Here is a 19,800-nt window from a genome sequence, read left to right as displayed (position 1 = left end):
CCAGTCGTAGTCGCAGCAGCAGAGATGACGACGACGATGACAACCGTCGAACCAGCCGCAGCAAGTTATAAACAAATGAAGTTGGCTTGAATCAAGAATTATCGGGTGAAAAGGAATGGCTTAGCTTTTCTACCCGATAATGAGCCCTCAACCGCTGAAATATTGATTTGACATCTTTGCTGTGCCGCGTCATCCGATTCCATCGCCCAGACCTTCTTCGCATCGCCGATTCCAATGAAAAAGTCAGAAAGTTATGGCTACTGCGCTACCCAAAAAATTTTAATCGCGGAACTTGAGATGGATTTATACAGTTGAATACTGTGTCGAAAAAATGATGATATTTCTGAACACTTTAAGTAAAAGTGATTAAAAGACCTTATAGTTCCGATGATTAACTTTGAAAGGCATTCAGAAGAAAATTCATAAAAAATAGGAACGAAAAGAACCCTATGTGAATTGTTCATCATTTGACTCAACTAAGAATCGTTACATAACTTCTTGTTATTAACCTTTAAAGGCAGGAGTAATTAAGATGAATAACAAAGGAAAAAAACAAAAGGCAATAGATTCTGCCTACTTCAATACAGATAGTGGTCCAGCCACCGCCCCTGACGAAGACAGTAAATTACCCGCACATATCCAGGCCAGAGCTAAAGGAGAAACTGCGCAGAAGTTTGCCCACAATCCTGACAAGATTCATGAGTACAACCTAAAACCTGATGAAGTTCATACAGGGTCATCTCATAGTCTGGAAGATCCCCGTGTTGGATACAGTACTTTGTCAGAAAGTAATGTAAATAATAAAAACGGAGCTCCTGCCAAAGCAGGAGTCAGTCAACCAAGCGGTAAGCTTGATGGATTCCGAGCTGATGGATCCGGACAGCCGATGACAACCAACCAAGGTACCCCAGTACCAGATAATCAAAACAGCTTGAAAGCTGGAGCACGTGGTCCGGCATTACTTAAAGATTTCGTCCTGCGCGAAAAACTCACCCACTTTGATCATGAAAGAATTCCAGAAAGGGTAGTACATGCGCGAGGTTCAGCAGCACATGGATTTTTTGAATGCTATAAGCCACTCACTGATCTTACCTGTGCTGCATTATTTTCTGAATCCGGAAAGAAAACTCCTGTTTTCGTCAGATTCTCAACGGTAGCTGGTGAACGTGGCTCAAAAGATACAGCACGTGATGCAAGAGGATTCGCGATCAAATTCTATACCGAACAAGGTAACTGGGATCTGGTAGGTAATAATATCCCCGTATTTTTTATTCAGGATGCAATGAAATTCCCGGATCTGGTACATGCAGTCAAACCTGAGCCGCATCACGGTATGCCACAAGCTGCTTCAGCACATGACACCTTTTGGGATTTTGTATCACTGATGCCGGAAAGCATGCATATGCTGATGTGGATTATGTCTGATCGCGGAATCCCGCGCAGCTATCGTATGATGCAGGGATTTGGAGTACATACATTTCGATTCGTAAATGCCAGAGGCGAATCCAGGCTGGTTAAGTTTCACTGGAATCCAATCCTGGGTACTCACTCCCATACATGGGAAGAAGCAGTAAAAATATCGGGAGCAGATCCCGACTACCATCGTCGTGATCTCTGGGAAGCAATTGAGCAAGGCCAATACCCCGAATGGGAATTAGGTGTTCAGATATTCACAGAAGAACAGGCAGAGGATTTCAGTTTCGATGTACTGGATGCCACTAAACTTATTCCTGAAGAATTGATTCCGGTTACACCTATTGGAAGATTAGTATTAAATCGTAACCCGGATAATTTCTTCGCTGAAACTGAACAGGTTGCTTTTTGTGCCGCACATGTAGTGCCGGGAATCGATTTCACGAATGATCCACTGCTAGCGGGACGTATCCACTCTTATGTGGACACCCAAATTTTGCGATTGTGTGGAATGAATTTTCATGAACTGCCTATCAATGCACCATTAGCACCTGTTCACAACAACCAGCGCGATGGAATACATCGTCAGGCAATCCATCATGGAAGTGTTGCTTATGAACCAAATTCATTAAATGGAGGTTGTCCATTCCAGACTGGTAAAGCTGGTTTCATATCCTTTCCTGAACCGATTGAAGGGTATGAGTTGCGAGGCAAATCCGAGAAATTTGCAGAACACTACAATCAGGCAAAACTTTTCTGGGAAAGCCAATATCCCGATGAGAAGAGACATATCATCAACGCTTTCCGTTTTGAATTAAGCAAAGTAACCGTTCCCGCAATACGGAGCAGAACAGTTTCTATGTTACGCAATGTTTCTGATGAGCTAGCCGGTGCAGTAGCAAAAGGCCTGGGAATTACAGCAATGCCAGACCCCATGCCATTAATTTTAGACAAAACTCCTGTTCCGGAAATCAGTGAATCTGATGCGTTAACACTGCATGCAAGACCAGGAAGCGGCACAATCGCGACACGTAAAATTGCAATCCTGGTAGAAACAGGCATAAATCCAGAATCAATCAACAATCTGGCAAGTAGTCTGATTGCTGAACACGCAATCCCCAGAATTATTAGCGCTCGCATAGGCGAGCATAAAATGATGGATGGAAGCCTGCTCGATGCAGATGCTTCTTTTGAGAACAATCCTGGTACTCTTTTTGATGGCGTAATTATCCCTGATGGAGAAGGTATAAATATACTGATTGAAAATGACCTTGCACTCGAGTTAATACGTGATCAATTCCGTCATCTCAAAACAATCTTTGCTATTGGTAACGGAAAAGAATTACTTCACAAAGCCGGAATCAACTCTAATACGGAGATTCCGGGATTGATCATTTCAAAACAAGCAGATTCAGAATCAATTGATCGCTTTATTGGGTTATTGGCACAACATAAACACCCGCAGCGAGAAGAAAATATTTCAAGTTATTAGAATGTTTGTATGAGGACGGCTGAATACCTCAGCTTATTCTAAGCCCAGATCGTTTTGTCTAACTTATCAGACATTTGTAGTAGGTTGATAGAATGAATGAGAATATCGGCTTCAGTCGCAGCAAGTGCAATTAGTGCGTTACCCGTTTGCTCGGCCGCGTAGGAAATCATGCAGCTATTTAATGAAAGCGAAAGAAGCTGCTGCTAGACACCCATCTGCTGCTGTGGGCAGCGAATGGTGTTGATTCTCTGCCGCCGGTTGCCCAGCCGCTGATGAGCAAACCTGAAAATGAACTGTTCTTCAGTGTCACCAGTCTGTGGGAAGTCGTGATCAAGAGTGAGCATGTGTGGTAACCGGTGGCGTCCTGCCGCTAATCCATTAGGGCCCCTTTGACCGCTTCTTGGCCGTCCAGGCCACTGTCGAGTGGCATAACATTGTTAACGGCTGACGCACGTGTGGCTGAATACCCAGGTCCGGTGCAACTCGTCTGACGTGGTGCCAGCAAACGATAGAAAGACGTTAAGCAAGACGATGACTCAAAGGAGAAAGGTTAATGGACAAGCCAATCATTCGACTTTATCCGCAACCAGGGAGTGAGCAATCTCTCAAAGGTACTTATCTGGCGCACAATCTTCGCCAGCAAGCTTCTGAAGATCAGGCATTTGTCTACACAAACTTTGTCGTAAGCCTAGATGGCCGAATAGCCATCCCTCGTGGCGAAACGCAAGTCATGAGCGTTCCTCGATCGATTGCTAATAACCGTGATTGGAGGTTATTTCAGGAATTAGCTGCTCAGGCCGACTTGATCGTCGTTAGCAGCGATTATATACATAATTGGGCACAAGGAAAGGCATCAGAAATTTTACAAGTCGATGAACCTCAATTTGCCGACTTGTGCGACTGGCGACGAGCTTGTGGTCTCTCACCACAAGCTGATGTTGCTATCATCAGCAAGAATCTACGCTTTTCTATCCCAGATGTTTTAACGGCTGGCGGACGTAAAGTAATCGTTTTTACTACAGCCGATCCTGATCCGGTATGCGTACGAGAGATAGAAAAACACGCTGTGCGAATTATCATCGCGGGAGACAGGAAAAGCGTCAATGGGACCACAATGGTCGATTATTTGACTGACCTTGGTTACCGGACCATTTTCTCATCAGCTGGGCCGCAGATTTTATATCTACTATTGACAAATAATGTACTCAATCGGCTTTACATGACGCATGCCTGCCGAATACTGGGTGGCAACTCATATGCCAGCCTAGTTGAGGGAGAGTTATTGAAACCAGCCGTCGATCTAACTCTTAATAGTCTGTATCTAGACCCGCCAGGACGAGATGGACTAAGCCAATTCTTTATTGCTTATGATCGCACCTAGACAAGTGCGTCGCTGGCAGGGCTGGTATCGCCACATCATACTGGTGCTACTAGTTCATGCGGTACCGGTGGCCCTGCGAGTAGGGGTAAACCCAACAGTTGTTTCACCAGCTACTATTCATTAACATTCATTGGGTTATGAATCTATTTTTTGTCGAAGACTTCCTATAAGGGAAGTCGTGCTGTCATATCCAAGTCAAATCGTCCATATGGATTAACATGCTCCCAAATCAATGGTGTTAACGCAGCATAGTCCCGCAGCGTCATTCGACCCTGCCAATGCGGTTGAGCCAGTATTTTTTGAATCATCAGCGTATTGATGTACACCATGCAATTTTGGATGAGATGTAACGACAACATACTGATCTCATGATCTTCTTTTCGGTTGCTCGACATTTCTCCGCGTCGAGCGAAGAATACAAAATCCGTTGCACCATTCCATTGTTCGATAACATTCAATCCGGCGTTAATTTCCCGGCGTAATTCCTCGGAGTGCAAGTAACGGCAAAGAAAAACAGTTTTGATTGCTTTGCCCAATTCAGCCAGCGCCTTGTACGTTGGATGCTGTAAATTTTTTTTGGTAAACCGTCTTAATATGGCTCCGGTCTCCGCCGTAGCCAAACTTAGCGCTGTGGTGTATTTAACGATTTGATCATACTGCCGCCGGATTTCATCCCAGTTAATAGGTTTGGTCAGAATCAGTTGCAGGTTTTCATAGGCATTGGGCATGCCTGTTTCCGGCCTGGACAGTTTTTGCGCGTAGATATTTTTTAACCGTGGCATTAGCTGGAATCCCAGCAACCGACAAAATGCAAAAGCAACGGTGCTTTGTCCGTGGGAATCGACGTATTGGCGATCGACCTCCATTTCCGTGCAGTGATGGATGACACCCTCAATCATAGACGTTACTTCAGATGATGACGGCGATTTCAATTGTGAGTGTATGCAAAGCGAATTGCGCTCGACATGCCAATAAATCATCACGCCACGGCCGCCATAGCGTACATGCCACTGAGTGGTGAGATTTTGATCCCACGCGCCAAAATGCTTGGAATCCGAAGCGCAAGTTGTGGTACCGCTTCCCCATATGGCCGGATCACGGGCATGCAGAGTGCCATTGGTTATCATTGCTATGGCGCTACGCATGCTGTCGACATTAAGATAGCGGCGGCGTACATAGGCCAAGTCTTTGGCCGAGGTTCCCGAACCCAGGCTGGCCATGCGTTGTAGTCCGGCATTAGTACCTAAGCCATGTACACAAAGCAGTAAGCGCCGCTGCAAAAGTTCCCGATCCATCGATTCATAGGATGTTGGACTTTTCAATAGATAAGTAAAGCCCAACCGCAAATCGGCCTCTTTCACCATATCAAGCAGATTAGTCATCGGCCACATGGTATTGAGCTCAGTTTTGAGCACCGTTAACGTTGGCGGGTCAGGAAGTGCCTCCAGCGGCGATAAGCTAATCCAGCCGCTATTTTTGGAACTGAGCCTAACATACGGATTCTTTATTATTCCGGCATTAAGGGTCTCCAGTGCTTCGCGCATTTCCGCTTGCAAATCAGCTATAAATTGATCCACATCTTGCGGCAAATCTAGTGCCGCATAATACTCTTCCCGGTTCTGCTCAAAATCCTGAGGTAAATCCTCATCCGGGTTGCGGTAACGGTTGGCACCGACAACCCAAATTTCTTTGCACCGCAGACGTTCGCGCAAAGCCTCTAACACTGCGATTTCGTACGTGACGCGGTTAACTCTGTTTCTGTCATTGGCGTCTTTCTCCACTACGGCATCACGCCACAAATCACTGACAACACCATTAAGGGGAACATCAGCATCCGAGGGATAAATATGAACTTTGCTGTCAGCATACTGCTTAATCAAATCCAGAGCATCCATCACCGGTTGGTGGTGTTTGTTGTTCGAGCGAAATGCCAGCGCTTGAAGCATTTTTGGCACCATGCGGCGATAGTGTCCTTTATAAGAATTGCGTATTACGGTTCGCAATGTCAGTCGATAAGCCGGGCCGGTGGCTTTCCATTCTTTCACTAAATCACGTAGATTTTGTTCACCTACCACCGGAAAAACCACGTCTCTAACTACGCCGTCAGGATTGGACAATGATGCGTCTGCTATTTCAAACAGCAAATTTTGCTTGCCGGATACACGCTTGAGATCATCTAACAATTCTTTTTCGACTTTGCGCTCGGCACGGGCACCGATCTGGTGAACAGTCTCAATCAGCGTATCGACTAAATCATCGATAAGGCCGCGGCCGCGAAGATAAACGAAAGCGGCCAACCAGGTCATGCGTGTGGCTTCAGCAAGGCGCCGTAATTCATGCGGCTCCTGAATCGCTACACGCCGACGGTAGCGTTCAAGATCGCGGCTGGCAACATTGCCAAACAAATTTTCCGGTAGTTCAATTTGCCGAATTAAAGTCAGCTTATCCAATTCTTCCTGCATGCTTGCAAGACTGGGGCGACCAGGATTACTACAAAGTTTTAACAGCAAGGCCGGCGCGAAATTGGACGTATGAATTGAATCATATTCGGTTATATCGCTATCGTTGGGTTTTAACAAGCTATCGAGCTTCGCGCGTGTTGTGTCAGATAATTTTGCGAAGATTTCGGCACAGAATCGTTCTTCATAAGTACGTAAGGCGGCCTTCGCAATCCGTTCGCACCGTTCCTGCGTTGGCGGCTCGATGCGGAGTGCTTTGCAATGGGCATGTAGCCGTTCCAGCATGGCATCAATTTCGCCCCCGGCATTCGGTGCAACATGCACTTGTAGCCATTCCTCAAGCATGTCGGCGTCGGCAACCGTCGCCTCCCGGAATCCAAAGCGTGCGCGTATTTCAGTTCTTAATCGTTCTAAGGTTCGTTCCGAGATTTGAAACACGCTATCTGTGTCTACCTCGGGCCAGCCGAGTTGTTTACACAAAATAACGATCAGCGGTTCATCGACTTCAGTTGTATTCCGTGGAAATTTGCCATATTCACGAAAGTAGACCAGAAAAAAGGCGTATGCCAACCGATTGGCTTGGCGCTTAGTCAATACCAGCGCGTGTTCCTCGGTCGTCAATGCCCATCTGTCACCCATAACTTTACTGGTCCTTATATGAAGCAGGCCAGCCGACTCTGGTCAATGTATCAATTAAAGTCGTGCGTTTAACGCCAAAATTCCGGCAAACTGCTGCTTTGGACATGCCGCCATTCAGTGCGGCAATAATCGCGTCGAGTTTTTCGCCGGTGATCGCTTGCGGACGCCCACCTATTCGTCCACGTCGTCTGGCAGCGGTTAACCCGGCAACAACCCGCTCTTGAATCAAAGCTCTTTCATACTGGGCAAGTGCACCGAATACGTGGAACAGAAGTTCACCGGATGGAGTGGTGGTATCCATGCCTTCAGTTAAAGATCGGAAGGCGACTTGTTTATGCTTAAGGGTGTTTACGATTTCCAGCAGATGCGACAACGACCGACCCAGCCGATCCAGTTTCCATACTACAAGCACATCACCAGGGTGGACAAATTCAAGCACCTTTGCCAAACCTGCCCGGTCATCCTTTGCTCCGGAAGCATGGTCTTCAAATAAGTGACGGGTATCAACTCCTACAGCAAGCAATGCATCGCGCTGCAAATCGGTACTTTGCCGATCCGATTCCGATGAAACACGCATGTAGCCTACCAACATAACCGAAAAACCTATCAAATTTAGTTTCCGTATAGTATCTCATTCCGACAGGGTTTTTCGCGCATTTTTTAGCGCTTTTTTAAATATCAATTTTTGGATCGGCTATACACTGTCGTAAAACATGTGTTTTACGACATATCACAATGTCCCACAAGAGCCGCCAGATGTGAGCCGTCAACGGACACTCAGCTAAGCTACCTAACTTGATTAAAAAGTAACTGGGGCCTAAGCCGACACGCCGTCGAATTTGACTTATTGTCTGGATAACTAGCGCCTGCGAGACCACAACTCAACTGAACAATCTTACATGATCAAGCAGCGCTTGCATCCAGTGGGGGGCTATTAAATGACCTTTGTGGGGAGACTATGACGCCCCGGGACTATAGTGGGAGCATGTTAATTCGTATGGATGATTTGACTTGGATATGACAGCACGACTTCCCTTATAGGAATTCTTCGACAAATAATAGATAAATAACACATTGAATATTATTATAAATTAAGCGAAATGGCGGCTGGTGACACAACTGTTGGTTTTACCCCTATTACAGGAAATCACGGGTGAAGAATTGCGAGTGATCAAACAATGGAAAAAAGGTACAAAGAGGCCGTCAGAATCAGCGATAAGGCTGATAAATCTGTTTGTGCATGGCAAGGCATGTGCATTGCTCGGAAATAGCTGGAACGGCTTCTATTTCAGAAATGGGCTGTTGTATGTCCCGGAATGGAGAAATGGCTTCACGGCCGGAGAAATACGCGCCCTGTTTTTTCGGTGTCAGCTAGTTGCGTATCTGGAGAGCGAGATCCGATTATTGAAGGCAGAACTGGAACGCAGAAACCTTGACATCGAGGAGATGGAAATAAAGGCGGACTTCTACAGGCGGCAAGTCAGCACAGAGAGCAAGTTCGGGCTGATGCTGGAACGATGCTTCGGAGTTATGTAGGAATACGGGGGTTGTGATAGTGCATTTGGTCAAGCGTTACGGCGTAACCCGCGACGAAAACAGCTGCAACCCACGATTACTGATGACCCGTAATCGCGGGAGTCGCTGATTTTCTGCTGGACAAATGAGAACCGCCAGAGGGCGAACCGACTGGCGGGGAAGTTTTATTTTCAAACTGATGGGGAGATCCATCAGTAGAACTGATCGGCAGAAATCGGTGTGGCTTTAGTAATTTTTCACCTGGTCAAGCGTTATTGCGTAACTATGACAAAAGGCCTCTGGATCTAGACATAAAAAAACCGCCAGAAAGGGGGAAACCAACTGGCGGCTATGATCATCATTTTTGAATCGGGCAATGGAGGAACAAATCACCCGGGTATGGTATCGGCAGTAATCGACCCGGGTTTAGACTTTTGTTTCTTTGAAATAGCAGAATGCTTCAAACACGATGCACATTCAGGATAACCAATCTCATATCCGCCACTATAGTCGTCATAGTAAACATCATTAAAACCATCCTTACCAACAAACTTTCCACATTTGTAACAGTTTAACGGTCTCGTTTTCATACTTTAGTCTCCTGACCAGGCCAGCCAGAGGTGACGGCTTTACGGCATGTTTCGGGGGGAATGACGAGTTTCTCGGCAGTTTTTCCGTAGCAGATGCATTTCTTTTCGGTCGATACACAGGCCCCTACTTTCGACCAGTCTACTTCATTGGATACCAAGGCGAGTGTGACGGGACGAGCAACGGTTGCGACGGTCGTTGCAGTGGTTGCTGTGGTTGGTTGATGCTCGTGCTGCGAAATCGATTTTTCCTCTTTGACAACTTCGGAGAAGCTTTGAGTCTTCGCCATGACGCTACTGTATGAACGGTAAAAGAAGAAGCCAGTACCAATGAGGATCAGCGGAAACAGGTAGACGATGATCGGGACGGTCATCTTCTGTTTGATGTGGGTTGATGCAGATCTGTAAAGTCCGTAAGCCTGTTTGGGAAGCTTGTAACCTTTCTTAATGGCGCTGATACGTGAGCTGACAGCGCGAACCGTTGCGCAGTATTCAGGCCATTCGAAGAGCTGACGACCGGCCCATGTTTTACGGATGTGCAGATGCTTGTCTACGACGGCGAGAACGTTCTTATGAACGAGTTGCGGGGATTGGGTGATAAGGACGATTTCAAGGCCGTGGTGTCGGTGTTTGGTGAGGTATCGAATATCTTCTGTTGGTTCTTTAGACCCGCTAGCGGGCCATAGATACTGAACCTCATCAATGACGATCAGAGAGCCTTCGGTGATGTTTTTGAGTCTGGTAGGACGCTCGTCATCAGGAATGGCAATGCCGCTAGGGTTTTCAACTTCGATCATTTCACGTTCAGGCCATTGTTTGATCTGGCTGTAGCTTAGGGAGATGACCGGCAGTTTGAGTTCGGGGATGCCGGCGGTGTAGATGATTCTCCCCTCTTCCACTGCCTTTTTGATGATGTGCCAAACGGCGTAAATGGTTTTACCGCCGCCGGGCACTGCGGTTATCAGTGTGATGCTCATGAGACTGGATTGAGGATGCCGAAGGTTTTGCGCATGATGGTCATGCCCACGCGGAACATGATGGCGGTTGCAATCATGCTGAAAAAGGTACCGAAGCCAGCCAGGCCGAGCAGATCGAGGGCGGTCTGAGGAATGGCGTCGAAGTAAGATTTCGCCGCATCAAGGGCGGCTTGCATGGCACCGGTGACGCCCTCATAGCTGATGACGCCGATGCCGAGTGTTGAGAGTACTTTCTTGGCAAGGTTGCCTATGGTGGATTCAAGGAAGGATCCGAGACCGGTTTCTATGAGCATGTTGTTTTCCTTTTAATGTTCGTTACAGCGTAACTAATCGAATTTAGCGCCAGAGAGGATGAAGAAGCTGATGAACGCGCCCAGCATGAGTACGATCGGGCGTAAACCATCAGCGAAGTTACAGAACGGGGTGAGTGAGAATTCCAGACCATAGACGCCAATCTCGATATCAGGGGGACAGTTACCGCCAGACCATGAGGGTTGTTCAGCGTTGTCGAGTTCTTCCTGTACATCGATGGTTTGAGTAAGCAGCGGGATCTCGGGGACGCCGCCGTGATCCATGGTGATGTCTTCCTGTTCACCTGGTGGTTTTTCCGGGGGCTGGTTATCAGAGGTTGATGTTTGTGTGCCGGTGACCTCGTTGTTTTCGTCGTAGTTGGTGATTGTGGTCGTTTCAGTGATGTTGTAGGTGATGTTGTTGGTTGTACTGGTGTCTTCGACCTTGACGGTTGTTGTTGCGGTTTGTGTTCCGGTGATGTTACCCAGGGCATCTTTGGTTTGGGTAGATGTCTGGGCGATTTGTTGGGTTACGGGGGCAGATTGGGTTGAGGCTAAAACCGGGACGGGAGCGTCGGAGTTATAGAGGGCTGTAGCGGTTTGCTCGGGCTGGGCGTTGAGCTTAGTTTCTGCGGCTGTCCAGTCGGATTCGTTTATTGCTCTATACGACGACGGGCCGAATTCATAGGGATTTCTGTGAGTTATCGTACAAGAAATATTCCATCCGAAAACAGGTGATTCTCTATATTCATAGTCTATTTTGAAATCATTAGTATCTTTGTTACGCACACCATGAAAACGGTGTTGAGAATTAGGATAAGCCGCTTTACCCTTAGCCCCACAATAGGTTTGATCAAAGGCTTGCTGGAAAGTCGAATACCATTGAGCAAGACCACCGGGCGCAAGACCACCCGGCAACCACTGTCCCCCGACAACGCTCGTGTAGCGAGATTCATCAGTATCTTCCTTAACCTTCCACTGACCATCAACAGAACAGATATCAGATATGTCGCAGAGCGCGTCATAGATTGCAAGACCGGTACCGATGACGGGTAAAGCGCGGGCAAACCGGGTTGCTGCTTTTCCGACTTTGGCAGGAACAACAGGGAAAGTCTTTTCTACCGGGACGAGATACCCGCCTTTCGAGGTGTTGACGGGGATTTCTTTAGAGATGCCGGCATTGGGGTATGCGAGTGTGGTTCCCCCGCCGGGGCGTTGGAGATGCAGTTCACCATCAATGACTTTGACGTTGGGGTAAGGATCAGTGAACTCATAAGCAGAGATCGTCGGGGCGTAGAAAGCGCCAAGTATGACGCAGATGATCAGCTTCGCAGTAGTATCCATGCGGCCCCCACTATTGCGACGATGAGTGATGCGGCGTTGAAATCAATTTCAGGCATTATCGACTCCGGATAACGTTAATGATTTGTTTGATACACCACGCAGAGACCCAGACACCGACAATGAGCCAGGCCATTTCAATACCATCATTGAGCTGAAGTTCGGGATCACAGGTTATTTGCTGGGGGATGTAGTCGGTTGAAGTGGTGATAAGCGTGTTGGTATCGGTACGGGATACGACGATCTTGGTTTCAGAGGGCGCGCACTGGATCAGGTACGCGCCATCCGGGGAGACAGTCGGGCAATTACTGGCAATCTCGCGATGGAGATCGAGAGTGGTAGAGAAACATTTGCCTTGGTAGTAATTGCCCATGATTCACCCTTACTTCAGAACGCGACGAATCCAGGCGAATGCGACTATTGCAATCACCACACCGAGAATAGCAGCGCCTACTGTACCAACGTCTGTGATGGCATCAGAAATGCCAGTGGTTACAGAAGCTGGTACGTCGGCTTGTGCCAGTCCAACTAGTCCGAAGAAAGAAACAAACAGGGCTGCCAGTTGTTTGAGGAAGTTCATTTTTGTTACTCCTATTTAAAGTTAAAGAAAGGTGGCATGCTTAGTACACACCTGTCAGCCTTGTTTCACTGGATAAAACCAATTAGTCACGCGGTAACATTCAACAAGGCTGTAAGCTGGGTACTAAGTACCGCAAATACCCTCACATTCCATCCCAAAAAAATCGATTTCACGTTGAAAATCTGTAAAGTCGATATCTGCCAGTGGTTTACGACTACGATGCATATATTCAAAATGATTCATAAATTTTCTAGGTCCCCTCGATCGTAATAAATTGTCAATCCGAACAGCATCAGAGAAAGAGTCTGGATCAGAGCGTTTAAGGTCCATCCAATAAGAATCGTTATGAAACGGACACCCAACACAGCTGGATTTTGGCGGTAACGGATAACCCTTGGCATCCATCCAAGACAGGCAATCTATTCGGGAAAACATCAAGTCAATTAATGGGTAACGATTAGAAATCCATATTTCTCTTGATGGCTTCATGCGATGGACTTCATCCAGTGAAATACCGATATACATTTGCACGCTACCAGCAGGTATTCTTTTACTAGGCTGATAGCCGAGAAGTTCTCTAACTTTTTTAAATATGGGCTGTAACTTATACTGGCTTGTGCATTGTCTCCTTCCCATGCCCCCATTTAAGTAAAAAGGGATAGAGGCAAATCGATCGCCAGTTTCAATATTCCGAATCAAGTCATCTCTAATATTGCCAGCGGAGACTCGTATGACAGGGAAGCTTAATTTGGATATCAGGTAGTCAAGCCAGCTGTAGACATGATTCGGCTCCCAACCTGTATCCGCAAAAATAGCGTAATCGGGCTTTTCGATATCACCATGTTCAGCCATAAGAGCTAAAGCAGATGACTGAACACCAGCGCCTAAACTCAACACTTTCATAATAATTCCTATTCGTTAGATACCAGCCGTAATGCGGGCTGGTCGTTGTAGGTGTCATTGAACTGGTACCAATCCGGCGGGGATACCGGCTTGAGTTCAATGACGTTGACTTTGGTCGGGAATTTGACGATGTTGCGGGGTTCGAGAATGTCGAGGCCGTATTCCCGGAGAACTTTGGCATGGCGATAAAGCGTGCCATTGGACATGAAAGAACGGACATCTTCACCGGCCAACCAAGCGGCGGCAGTCATACGGTAACGAGCTGGCAGTGAGTCAATAATGTCGGGTTCGTCGGATCGATCTACCCTCTTCAATATCTCGGTTTCACGGTGATAAATCTCGACCAGTTTCTCTTCAAGAACATTTTCAAGATGATCAAGCCCTTCGGTCTGGAGCATACGACGCTTCAATTCAACTTCAACCCGAACAATGCCCTGATCTTTACACCACTGGTAAAGCTGATCTTCCTTGCTCATACCATGTTTCTCCATTTCCATATGTTTGATATAGGCTTTAATCATGTGGCGACTGTTGGAAAACCAAACCGATTCATCACCAGCACTACCCTTTTTCATGCGGCTCACTGATCGATTGGAAAGCCAGCGGATGAAGGCTCGGGCTTGAGATTCTGAACCACACGAATAATTAGCGGTGATGTCCAAACGTGAAACTTTCGCTCCACGGGTGTATTGCCCGTTACTGGCAGTAAAGCCAGGGGTGAATTCTGGCAATCCTTGATCCATAACGAGATGACTAGCTTTCTGGACAGTTTCCCGTACTCCATAAGAGAAGAGGTTATCTGGACGAGAAAACCTTCCGGCGTTTCCACTGAGTGATACAAAGACGCCATTACATGTGATCTGGATAGAAGTTTCATGTGATCCGATAAAGCGTGCGGGACGAGCTCGTTCATGGCGCGGTATCCCAAACTGGTCATAAACGACAGTTGCTCCTGAGACAAGGACTGGGAGGCTCTTGCCCGCATGTAATTGGTTAATGGTGATCCAATCGACGAAGATTTCATGACTCATTTCCCAAACTCAAAGTTAGTGGATAGAACTATCAAAAATTCCCAAAATGGGAATGAATGGCAATGTGTTACTAGCCAATCGAAGTTCGCCGGGTCGTTCCTCGCTGCGCTCGTCACTTCCGGCTCCCTTCTCAAAATAGGAAATCAAACGGGTTTTACTGCTGGATTAGTGAAACCGACAACAACCTGTTTCAAGTCGCCAAACATGATTGCGCTCTCCAGTTGCAAATCCAGAACGCGGGGTTCCTTGAGTTCAGAGAATTTGAGGAATGCGACGGGATCGAGGGGAAGTTCTGCGATGTCGTGACCGTAGCCGGTCATGTTGTAGGTGGATGAGGAAAATTCTTTGAGGGGAAGCGAAATTGTGATGATGTACATTTCATACGGTGATCCGTCAGATTTTTTGACGCCATGAGTTTTCTTTGCATTGAGTACCAGTGCTCGCATGGTTTTTTCCTCTTTTATGATGGTTGAATAATTTACATAGCAAAATTTGAGCTGTAAGATATTGGGGTCATTTCACGCATCAAATTTAATGCAAATGGTAAACGCATCAAAACCAATGCGTCAAGGAGAAAAAATGAACGAATTGAAAAAGTACATAGAAACCGGGACAGAAAAGGCCGGAACGCAAAAAGAACTCGCAAAAATCATTGGAATAGCTGATGCAAACTTGAGAACAGCTAAATCAGGAATAAGAGGATTACCAATAGAAGTATGTATACAACTGGCAAATTACCTAAAAGAAGATGAATTAAAAGTAATACTCGCCAGCGAAATGGTCACTGCAAAAGATGAGAAGAAAAGAAAAATATTAGAAAGCTGCTTCACAAAACAGAAAACAAGTATTAGAGAAAATGCAGCAAAGATGATGATCGGCGGCGTAATCATTTCAGTACTGGCCTTCTCCCCTCTCGAACCTGTACAAGCGCAAGTGCTTGAAAAATCAGGCCAATGTATATTATGTTAAATATAATAGACGTAGAACATATAGAAGGAAGGCAAATTACATCGCTGATCTGATTTATAGATTGCTGACCCCTTTCGGATCATTGAGGCTCGCGTGCTGACAGAACCAGCACTTTTTGATACCCGCCCGCGCGGGTATTTTTTTGTCCGGAGAAAAATAAGAATGGATGATCTGATATACAGGATAAGCATTGAAGTATTACAGGAAATCACGGGTGAAGAATTGCGAGTGATCAAACAATGGAAAAAAGGTACAAAGAGGCCGTCAGAATCAGCAGTAAGGCTGATAAATCTGTTTGTGCATAGCACAAAGGCATGTGCATTGCTCGGAAATGGATGGAATGGCTTCTATTTTAGAAATGGGTTGTTTATGTCCCGGAATGGAGAAATGGTTTCTCGGCCGGGAAAATACGCGCCCTGTTCTTTCGGTAGCTGGAGATAAAGGCAGACTTCTACAGGTGGCAAGTACAACTGTAAAGCTACCTGGGAATGATGTTGGAGAGATGTTTCAGTTAAGAGGAGATTTCGAGAACTCCGGAGAACCATAAGAATACAGGTTACTCAAAATTTCACTCCTGATAAACGTTATCGGGTAACTAGAACTGACACGAAACCGGATCAGGGGTAATCCGGATTCTTTACAAATTTGGTTGACGAAGGAATCACGAGCAATGGCGGAAGGCAAAAGATGACTTCTATCATCAAGTTCTATAACCGCAATAATCGATTGAGTAATTCTGTCACACAACACGAAGTCAAAATGCTTGCTGCTGATTCTGTTGAAAGCTCTATGCCAATCGCTTTTATTCATCCGATGATCCGGATTAAGTACATCCGCAATCCGAACCTTCCCAAAAACCAGAAACTGATCATCGACAGCCCGAATAAGTGAACTGTAAAACAGCCATTCAGCGGCCGTAAATAACGATGAGCAAGGTATATAAGCTCCTCTTTTCTTTACACCCCACTGCCCTTTCTTAAGCAGATATACAACAAGCACAGCGGCAAGCACGAAAAGCAGCGGCAACTTAATTGTATGAAAAACCTGAATCAGAACTGCATACCTATCGATCATGGCAACTTTCCAGTTACGAACAAAATACTTGTTCGGCAGAAAGGGAAGTTTCTTGAGAAAGCGGAATCAATTTGGCATCACGATGAGATTCGTGACGAAAACTCAGGAAAAAACGGACATAAACCAAACCCCGGGCTAAAGTTCTTTATCTGCATGCTACGGGGTTCATACAACTTTAGAAATCTTTCAGAGTTATGATTTTGGAGCAAATGCAGTACACCAACCTTGAGGACTAATACTGCCCTCTACAACTTTTCTATGGGTGATTCGCCCAATCCCGGAGATTTACGGTAATTTTATCCCCGTGGTTTGAAATTTCTAAAGGTATTTATCCAGATGTTATAGTGAAAAATAATGGAAAAAATGAGATAAGCCTTTTTTTTCCATACTGCAGTCGGGCCGGGCATTATTTCATTGATAATGGTTGAGACTATTATGTACAGATAAAGAATATTACATGTACGTTCAATAATCTCGTTATTGAGCGACAGGAACATGGCTCACCCTTTAAACAATATTGTAAATAAGTAATTTTGCATAAATCCGACGATTTATTACTGTTGAAATAACGGGAAATCCTTTCGTTATACGAAGTTATGACCCCCTTTCTTTAGTTCTATTCAAATTTGAAGTAAAAAAATCTTGCCGGAAGAAAGCAATCAATGGGAAAGAATTAATTTATACGACAGCAGATTGCCCGCCAGGCATGCAATGCGTACATATCTCACGAATTTATACGAAGCCGTGCAGCAGATCAGTCACTATCTCGGCAGAGTAAAAGAACGCTTTATAACTGTGATCGTGATTCATCGCGCTACGTATAGCAAACTTGCAAGTTCGAGTCTTTACCAGATAAAATAAGAATCGTTCTCATTTTATTTTGTGTCCGCTATGTGCTTGACCAACGACGAGGAGAGCGCTGTGCCGGCCACTGATCTTGCAGCGCAGCGGGTTCATATTTTATATACCGACCATCACGGTTGGTTGTATAACTGGCTGCGCCGTAAACTGGGCAATACTTGTGATGCCGCCGATCTGGCGCATGACACTTTTCTACGCGTCATGGCTTCGCGACAGATACCGTTACAGCTGGGGGAGGAGCCGCGTGCGTTACTTACATATATTGCCAAAGGACTGGTCATCGACCACTGGCGGCGGCAGGATGTAGAGCGTGCCTATCTGGAAGCACTGGCTCATCTGCCGGAGGCAGAAGTCCCTTCACCTGAAACACGCCTGATCATCATCGATGCCCTGATGCGTATCGATGCCATGCTGACCAGTTTATCCGGTCGCACGCGTGAAATCTTCCTGTTGGCTCAGCTTGACGGGCTGACGTTGCAACAGATTGCCGAGCGCACACAAACACCCGTGATTACCGTACGCCGGCATATTCACAAGGCACTGGTAGCGTGTATGGCTGTTGTTTGATGAATAAAGATAGATCGCTCTGATGTCTGATCACCACTCCCCTGCCTCACATGCGGTACTTCCTGATGCTGCCTTGCTCAAGGAAGCTGCCGACTGGGCCATGACTTTCCAGTATGGTGTACCCACGGAATCCGAGCGACAGGCTTTCGACCACTGGCGCCAGCAAAGCCCGGCGCATGATGCTGCCTGGGCTCGCGCACAGGCTGTTTTTCACACGTTCGACCAGGTACATGAAGGCATCGGCAAGGATGCACTCGAACATCTGGGGCACAGTAACAACAGTCGGCGACGCAGTCTGCGTATGCTGACTACCCTGCTGGTAGCGGTACCGGCTGGCTGGCTGGTCTGGCGCCATACGCCTTGGCAGAAATGGACAGCCGATGTGGCAACGGCCACCGGCGAACGCAGGATCCTGGAATTACCCGATGGTTCACGTCTGGTACTCAACACGGCCAGTGCAGTGAACATTGCCTTCAGTACCGTGGAGCGGCGCATTCGTCTCGTGGCTGGCGAGATTCTCATCACGACCAGCACCGATCCATTGCCGGTTTACCGGCCGTTTTTCGTCGATACGCCGCATGGTGTCGTACGCGCATTGGGCACACGCTTCAGTATGCGTTATCTGGATCAGGATCGTTGCCAGGTCGCGGTGTTTCAGGGTGTGGTCGAGATTGCTCCCACGGGCGGGTTTACCCGTACCCTGCAGGCAGGTGAACAGGCCAGCTTCAATGTAACCGAAGCAAGTCAGCCAGCACCTGTCGAGAACAATGCCACTCTGTGGGAACAGGGTATGCTGCTGGCCAGGAATATGCGCCTGGGGGATGTGATTACCGAGATGGCCCGTTATCGACCCGGTGTACTGCGCTGCGACCCGGCCGTAGCTGAACTGCGCGTATCGGGGGCTATCTCACTGACTGATACTGATGCCGGTCTGGCCCTGCTGGCCAGCGAACTGCCTCTGCGTATCGAACGTTACACCCGTTACTGGGTCATGGTCGGCCCTCGTCATTGATCAGAAATTCCTTGGGCGATACATTATCTTGAAGCGCTTTGCCAGAGTAGCGAGATGTTTATCCAGTGTCCATAATTCAACACCTGATGTCAGCGTGTCGATGCCAGCAGCATCATATCTATCAGCCCACAGCTATGGTCATAAAGCATTTCGTACTCTATAAAAGCCCTTACCTCCCCTACACTGGCCTGCCGGGTCTGTTGGAGCAAACCGATTGCGCTAAGTGTTCTGTCGCGTGCAGGTAGCGTCCCGCAAGCGAGCTCACCCACAATCATGGGATGTGTCCAAAACCATGTCCAGTTGAAGTAATTCAACCAATGCATCGTTGCGATACCGGAAATGATTCACCCATATCGAAGGGTCGATCAGTACGCCCTTCATCTCGGGGAATCCGGAGAAGCTTCGCGCCGGCGGGGAATTTCCTGCATCTCGGGCGAGGCTGCTCCCAGGGCTGCCAGCCGTTTGGCTGCCTGAGCCCTGCCGAGAGTCTTGATGGCCTCCCGGAAAAGATCTGTCTTGTCCATCTCGGGATCAGCCAGCTCAAGAGCATGTTCGTACAATTCATCATCAATTGTGACAGTCGTTCTCATCGCACTCTCCTTCATCAAATGTGATGACATATTGCATCAGAATATGACATCAAAAAAGTTCTGCTCACTCTCTACGCAGTAAATAAGTAACCGAAGAAATCTTCCATTGAAGATCCCTC

The 19,800-nt window shown here is 47.0% G+C and carries 20 protein-coding genes; 6 read left to right on the top strand and 14 right to left on the bottom strand.

Annotation, left to right across the window (positions count from 1 at the left end; genetic code table 11):
• Positions 1 to 532 precede the first annotated feature (532 nt).
• Positions 533 to 2,905: a catalase gene (locus ABUL11_RS09040; protein ID WP_350283530.1), complete on the top strand. Its 2,373-nt coding sequence runs from the start codon at positions 533 to 535 to the stop codon at positions 2,903 to 2,905.
• A gap of 203 nt (positions 2,906 to 3,108) precedes the next feature.
• On the opposite strand, the gene ABUL11_RS09035 is transcribed toward ABUL11_RS09040, so the two are convergent.
• Positions 3,109 to 3,249 (bottom strand): hypothetical protein, encoded by a 141-nt coding sequence (locus ABUL11_RS09035; RefSeq protein ID WP_350283529.1) that lies wholly within the window; start codon positions 3,247 to 3,249, stop codon positions 3,109 to 3,111.
• Positions 3,250 to 3,458: 209 nt separating this feature from the next.
• Between ABUL11_RS09035 and ABUL11_RS09030 the strand changes: the two genes are divergently transcribed.
• Entirely contained in the window at positions 3,459 to 4,286 is an 828-nt protein-coding gene (locus tag ABUL11_RS09030; protein WP_350283528.1) for a RibD family protein, read from the top strand.
• 164 nt (positions 4,287 to 4,450) lie between these two features.
• On the opposite strand, the gene ABUL11_RS09025 is transcribed toward ABUL11_RS09030, so the two are convergent.
• Complete coding sequence (locus tag ABUL11_RS09025; protein WP_350283527.1) at positions 4,451 to 7,384, bottom strand: Tn3 family transposase; 2,934 nt, start codon at positions 7,382 to 7,384, stop codon at positions 4,451 to 4,453.
• A 4-nt stretch (positions 7,385 to 7,388) separates the two neighbouring features.
• Positions 7,389 to 7,976 carry a recombinase family protein gene (locus ABUL11_RS09020; protein ID WP_350283526.1) on the bottom strand — a complete coding sequence of 196 codons (588 nt, stop codon included), beginning with the start codon at positions 7,974 to 7,976 and terminating at the stop codon, positions 7,389 to 7,391.
• Between the two features lie 518 nt (positions 7,977 to 8,494).
• Between ABUL11_RS09020 and ABUL11_RS09015 the strand changes: the two genes are divergently transcribed.
• Positions 8,495 to 8,920, top strand: coding sequence for a hypothetical protein (locus ABUL11_RS09015; protein WP_350283525.1), 426 nt, complete (start codon positions 8,495 to 8,497; stop codon positions 8,918 to 8,920).
• Positions 8,921 to 9,485: 565 nt separating this feature from the next.
• Here the strand turns inward: ABUL11_RS09015 and ABUL11_RS09010 are convergent.
• The 8 genes from ABUL11_RS09010 to ABUL11_RS08975 form a co-directional block, all read right to left on the bottom strand.
• Positions 9,486 to 10,463: a zonular occludens toxin domain-containing protein gene (locus ABUL11_RS09010; RefSeq protein WP_350283524.1), complete on the bottom strand. Its 978-nt coding sequence runs from the start codon at positions 10,461 to 10,463 to the stop codon at positions 9,486 to 9,488.
• A complete protein-coding gene (locus ABUL11_RS09005; protein WP_350283523.1) occupies positions 10,460 to 10,756 on the bottom strand; it encodes a DUF2523 domain-containing protein in 297 nt (98 codons plus the stop codon). The genes ABUL11_RS09010 and ABUL11_RS09005 overlap by 4 nt, the downstream gene beginning before the upstream one ends.
• Before the next feature lie 33 nt (positions 10,757 to 10,789).
• On the bottom strand, positions 10,790 to 12,097 hold the full coding sequence (locus ABUL11_RS09000; RefSeq protein ID WP_350283522.1) for a virulence factor TspB C-terminal domain-related protein: 1,308 nt from the start codon (positions 12,095 to 12,097) through the stop codon (positions 10,790 to 10,792).
• Between the two features lie 55 nt (positions 12,098 to 12,152).
• Positions 12,153 to 12,467, bottom strand: coding sequence for a hypothetical protein (locus tag ABUL11_RS08995; RefSeq protein WP_350283521.1), 315 nt, complete (start codon positions 12,465 to 12,467; stop codon positions 12,153 to 12,155).
• A 9-nt stretch (positions 12,468 to 12,476) separates the two neighbouring features.
• Positions 12,477 to 12,674, bottom strand: a complete 198-nt coding sequence (locus ABUL11_RS08990; protein WP_350283520.1) for a major capsid protein — start codon at positions 12,672 to 12,674, stop codon at positions 12,477 to 12,479.
• A gap of 123 nt (positions 12,675 to 12,797) precedes the next feature.
• Positions 12,798 to 13,577: a hypothetical protein gene (locus tag ABUL11_RS08985; protein WP_350283519.1), complete on the bottom strand. Its 780-nt coding sequence runs from the start codon at positions 13,575 to 13,577 to the stop codon at positions 12,798 to 12,800.
• An 8-nt stretch (positions 13,578 to 13,585) separates the two neighbouring features.
• Positions 13,586 to 14,608 (bottom strand): phage/plasmid replication domain-containing protein, encoded by a 1,023-nt coding sequence (locus ABUL11_RS08980; protein WP_350283518.1) that lies wholly within the window; start codon positions 14,606 to 14,608, stop codon positions 13,586 to 13,588.
• Between the two features lie 143 nt (positions 14,609 to 14,751).
• Complete coding sequence (locus ABUL11_RS08975) at positions 14,752 to 15,054, bottom strand: hypothetical protein (RefSeq protein ID WP_350283517.1); 303 nt, start codon at positions 15,052 to 15,054, stop codon at positions 14,752 to 14,754.
• A gap of 133 nt (positions 15,055 to 15,187) precedes the next feature.
• Here ABUL11_RS08975 and ABUL11_RS08970 point away from each other — a divergent pair, with 133 nt between their 5' ends.
• A complete protein-coding gene (locus ABUL11_RS08970) occupies positions 15,188 to 15,577 on the top strand; it encodes a helix-turn-helix domain-containing protein (protein ID WP_350283516.1) in 390 nt (129 codons plus the stop codon).
• 507 nt (positions 15,578 to 16,084) lie between these two features.
• Here ABUL11_RS08970 and ABUL11_RS08965 read toward each other — a convergent pair.
• Positions 16,085 to 16,651 carry a DUF2726 domain-containing protein gene (locus ABUL11_RS08965; protein WP_350283515.1) on the bottom strand — a complete coding sequence of 189 codons (567 nt, stop codon included), beginning with the start codon at positions 16,649 to 16,651 and terminating at the stop codon, positions 16,085 to 16,087.
• A gap of 891 nt (positions 16,652 to 17,542) precedes the next feature.
• Between ABUL11_RS08965 and ABUL11_RS08960 the strand changes: the two genes are divergently transcribed.
• Both ABUL11_RS08960 and ABUL11_RS08955 read left to right on the top strand, forming a co-directional pair.
• On the top strand, positions 17,543 to 18,079 hold the full coding sequence (locus tag ABUL11_RS08960) for a sigma-70 family RNA polymerase sigma factor (RefSeq protein ID WP_396956842.1): 537 nt from the start codon (positions 17,543 to 17,545) through the stop codon (positions 18,077 to 18,079).
• Positions 18,080 to 18,101: 22 nt separating this feature from the next.
• Positions 18,102 to 19,091, top strand: coding sequence for a FecR domain-containing protein (locus ABUL11_RS08955; protein ID WP_350283513.1), 990 nt, complete (start codon positions 18,102 to 18,104; stop codon positions 19,089 to 19,091).
• Between the two features lie 89 nt (positions 19,092 to 19,180).
• On the opposite strand, the gene ABUL11_RS08950 is transcribed toward ABUL11_RS08955, so the two are convergent.
• Positions 19,181 to 19,366, bottom strand: a complete 186-nt coding sequence (locus tag ABUL11_RS08950) for a hypothetical protein (protein ID WP_350283512.1) — start codon at positions 19,364 to 19,366, stop codon at positions 19,181 to 19,183.
• A 102-nt stretch (positions 19,367 to 19,468) separates the two neighbouring features.
• Positions 19,469 to 19,681 carry a type II toxin-antitoxin system VapB family antitoxin gene (locus tag ABUL11_RS08945; protein ID WP_350283511.1) on the bottom strand — a complete coding sequence of 71 codons (213 nt, stop codon included), beginning with the start codon at positions 19,679 to 19,681 and terminating at the stop codon, positions 19,469 to 19,471.
• Between the last annotated feature and the right edge of the window lie 119 nt (positions 19,682 to 19,800).

Origin of the sequence: Nitrosomonas sp. (assembly GCF_040256045.1) — a bacterium.
Classification (GTDB): Bacteria; Pseudomonadota; Gammaproteobacteria; order Burkholderiales; family Nitrosomonadaceae; genus Nitrosomonas.
Note: the sequence above shows the minus strand (reverse complement) of the source record. Positions and strands in the feature narration are given on the sequence as shown.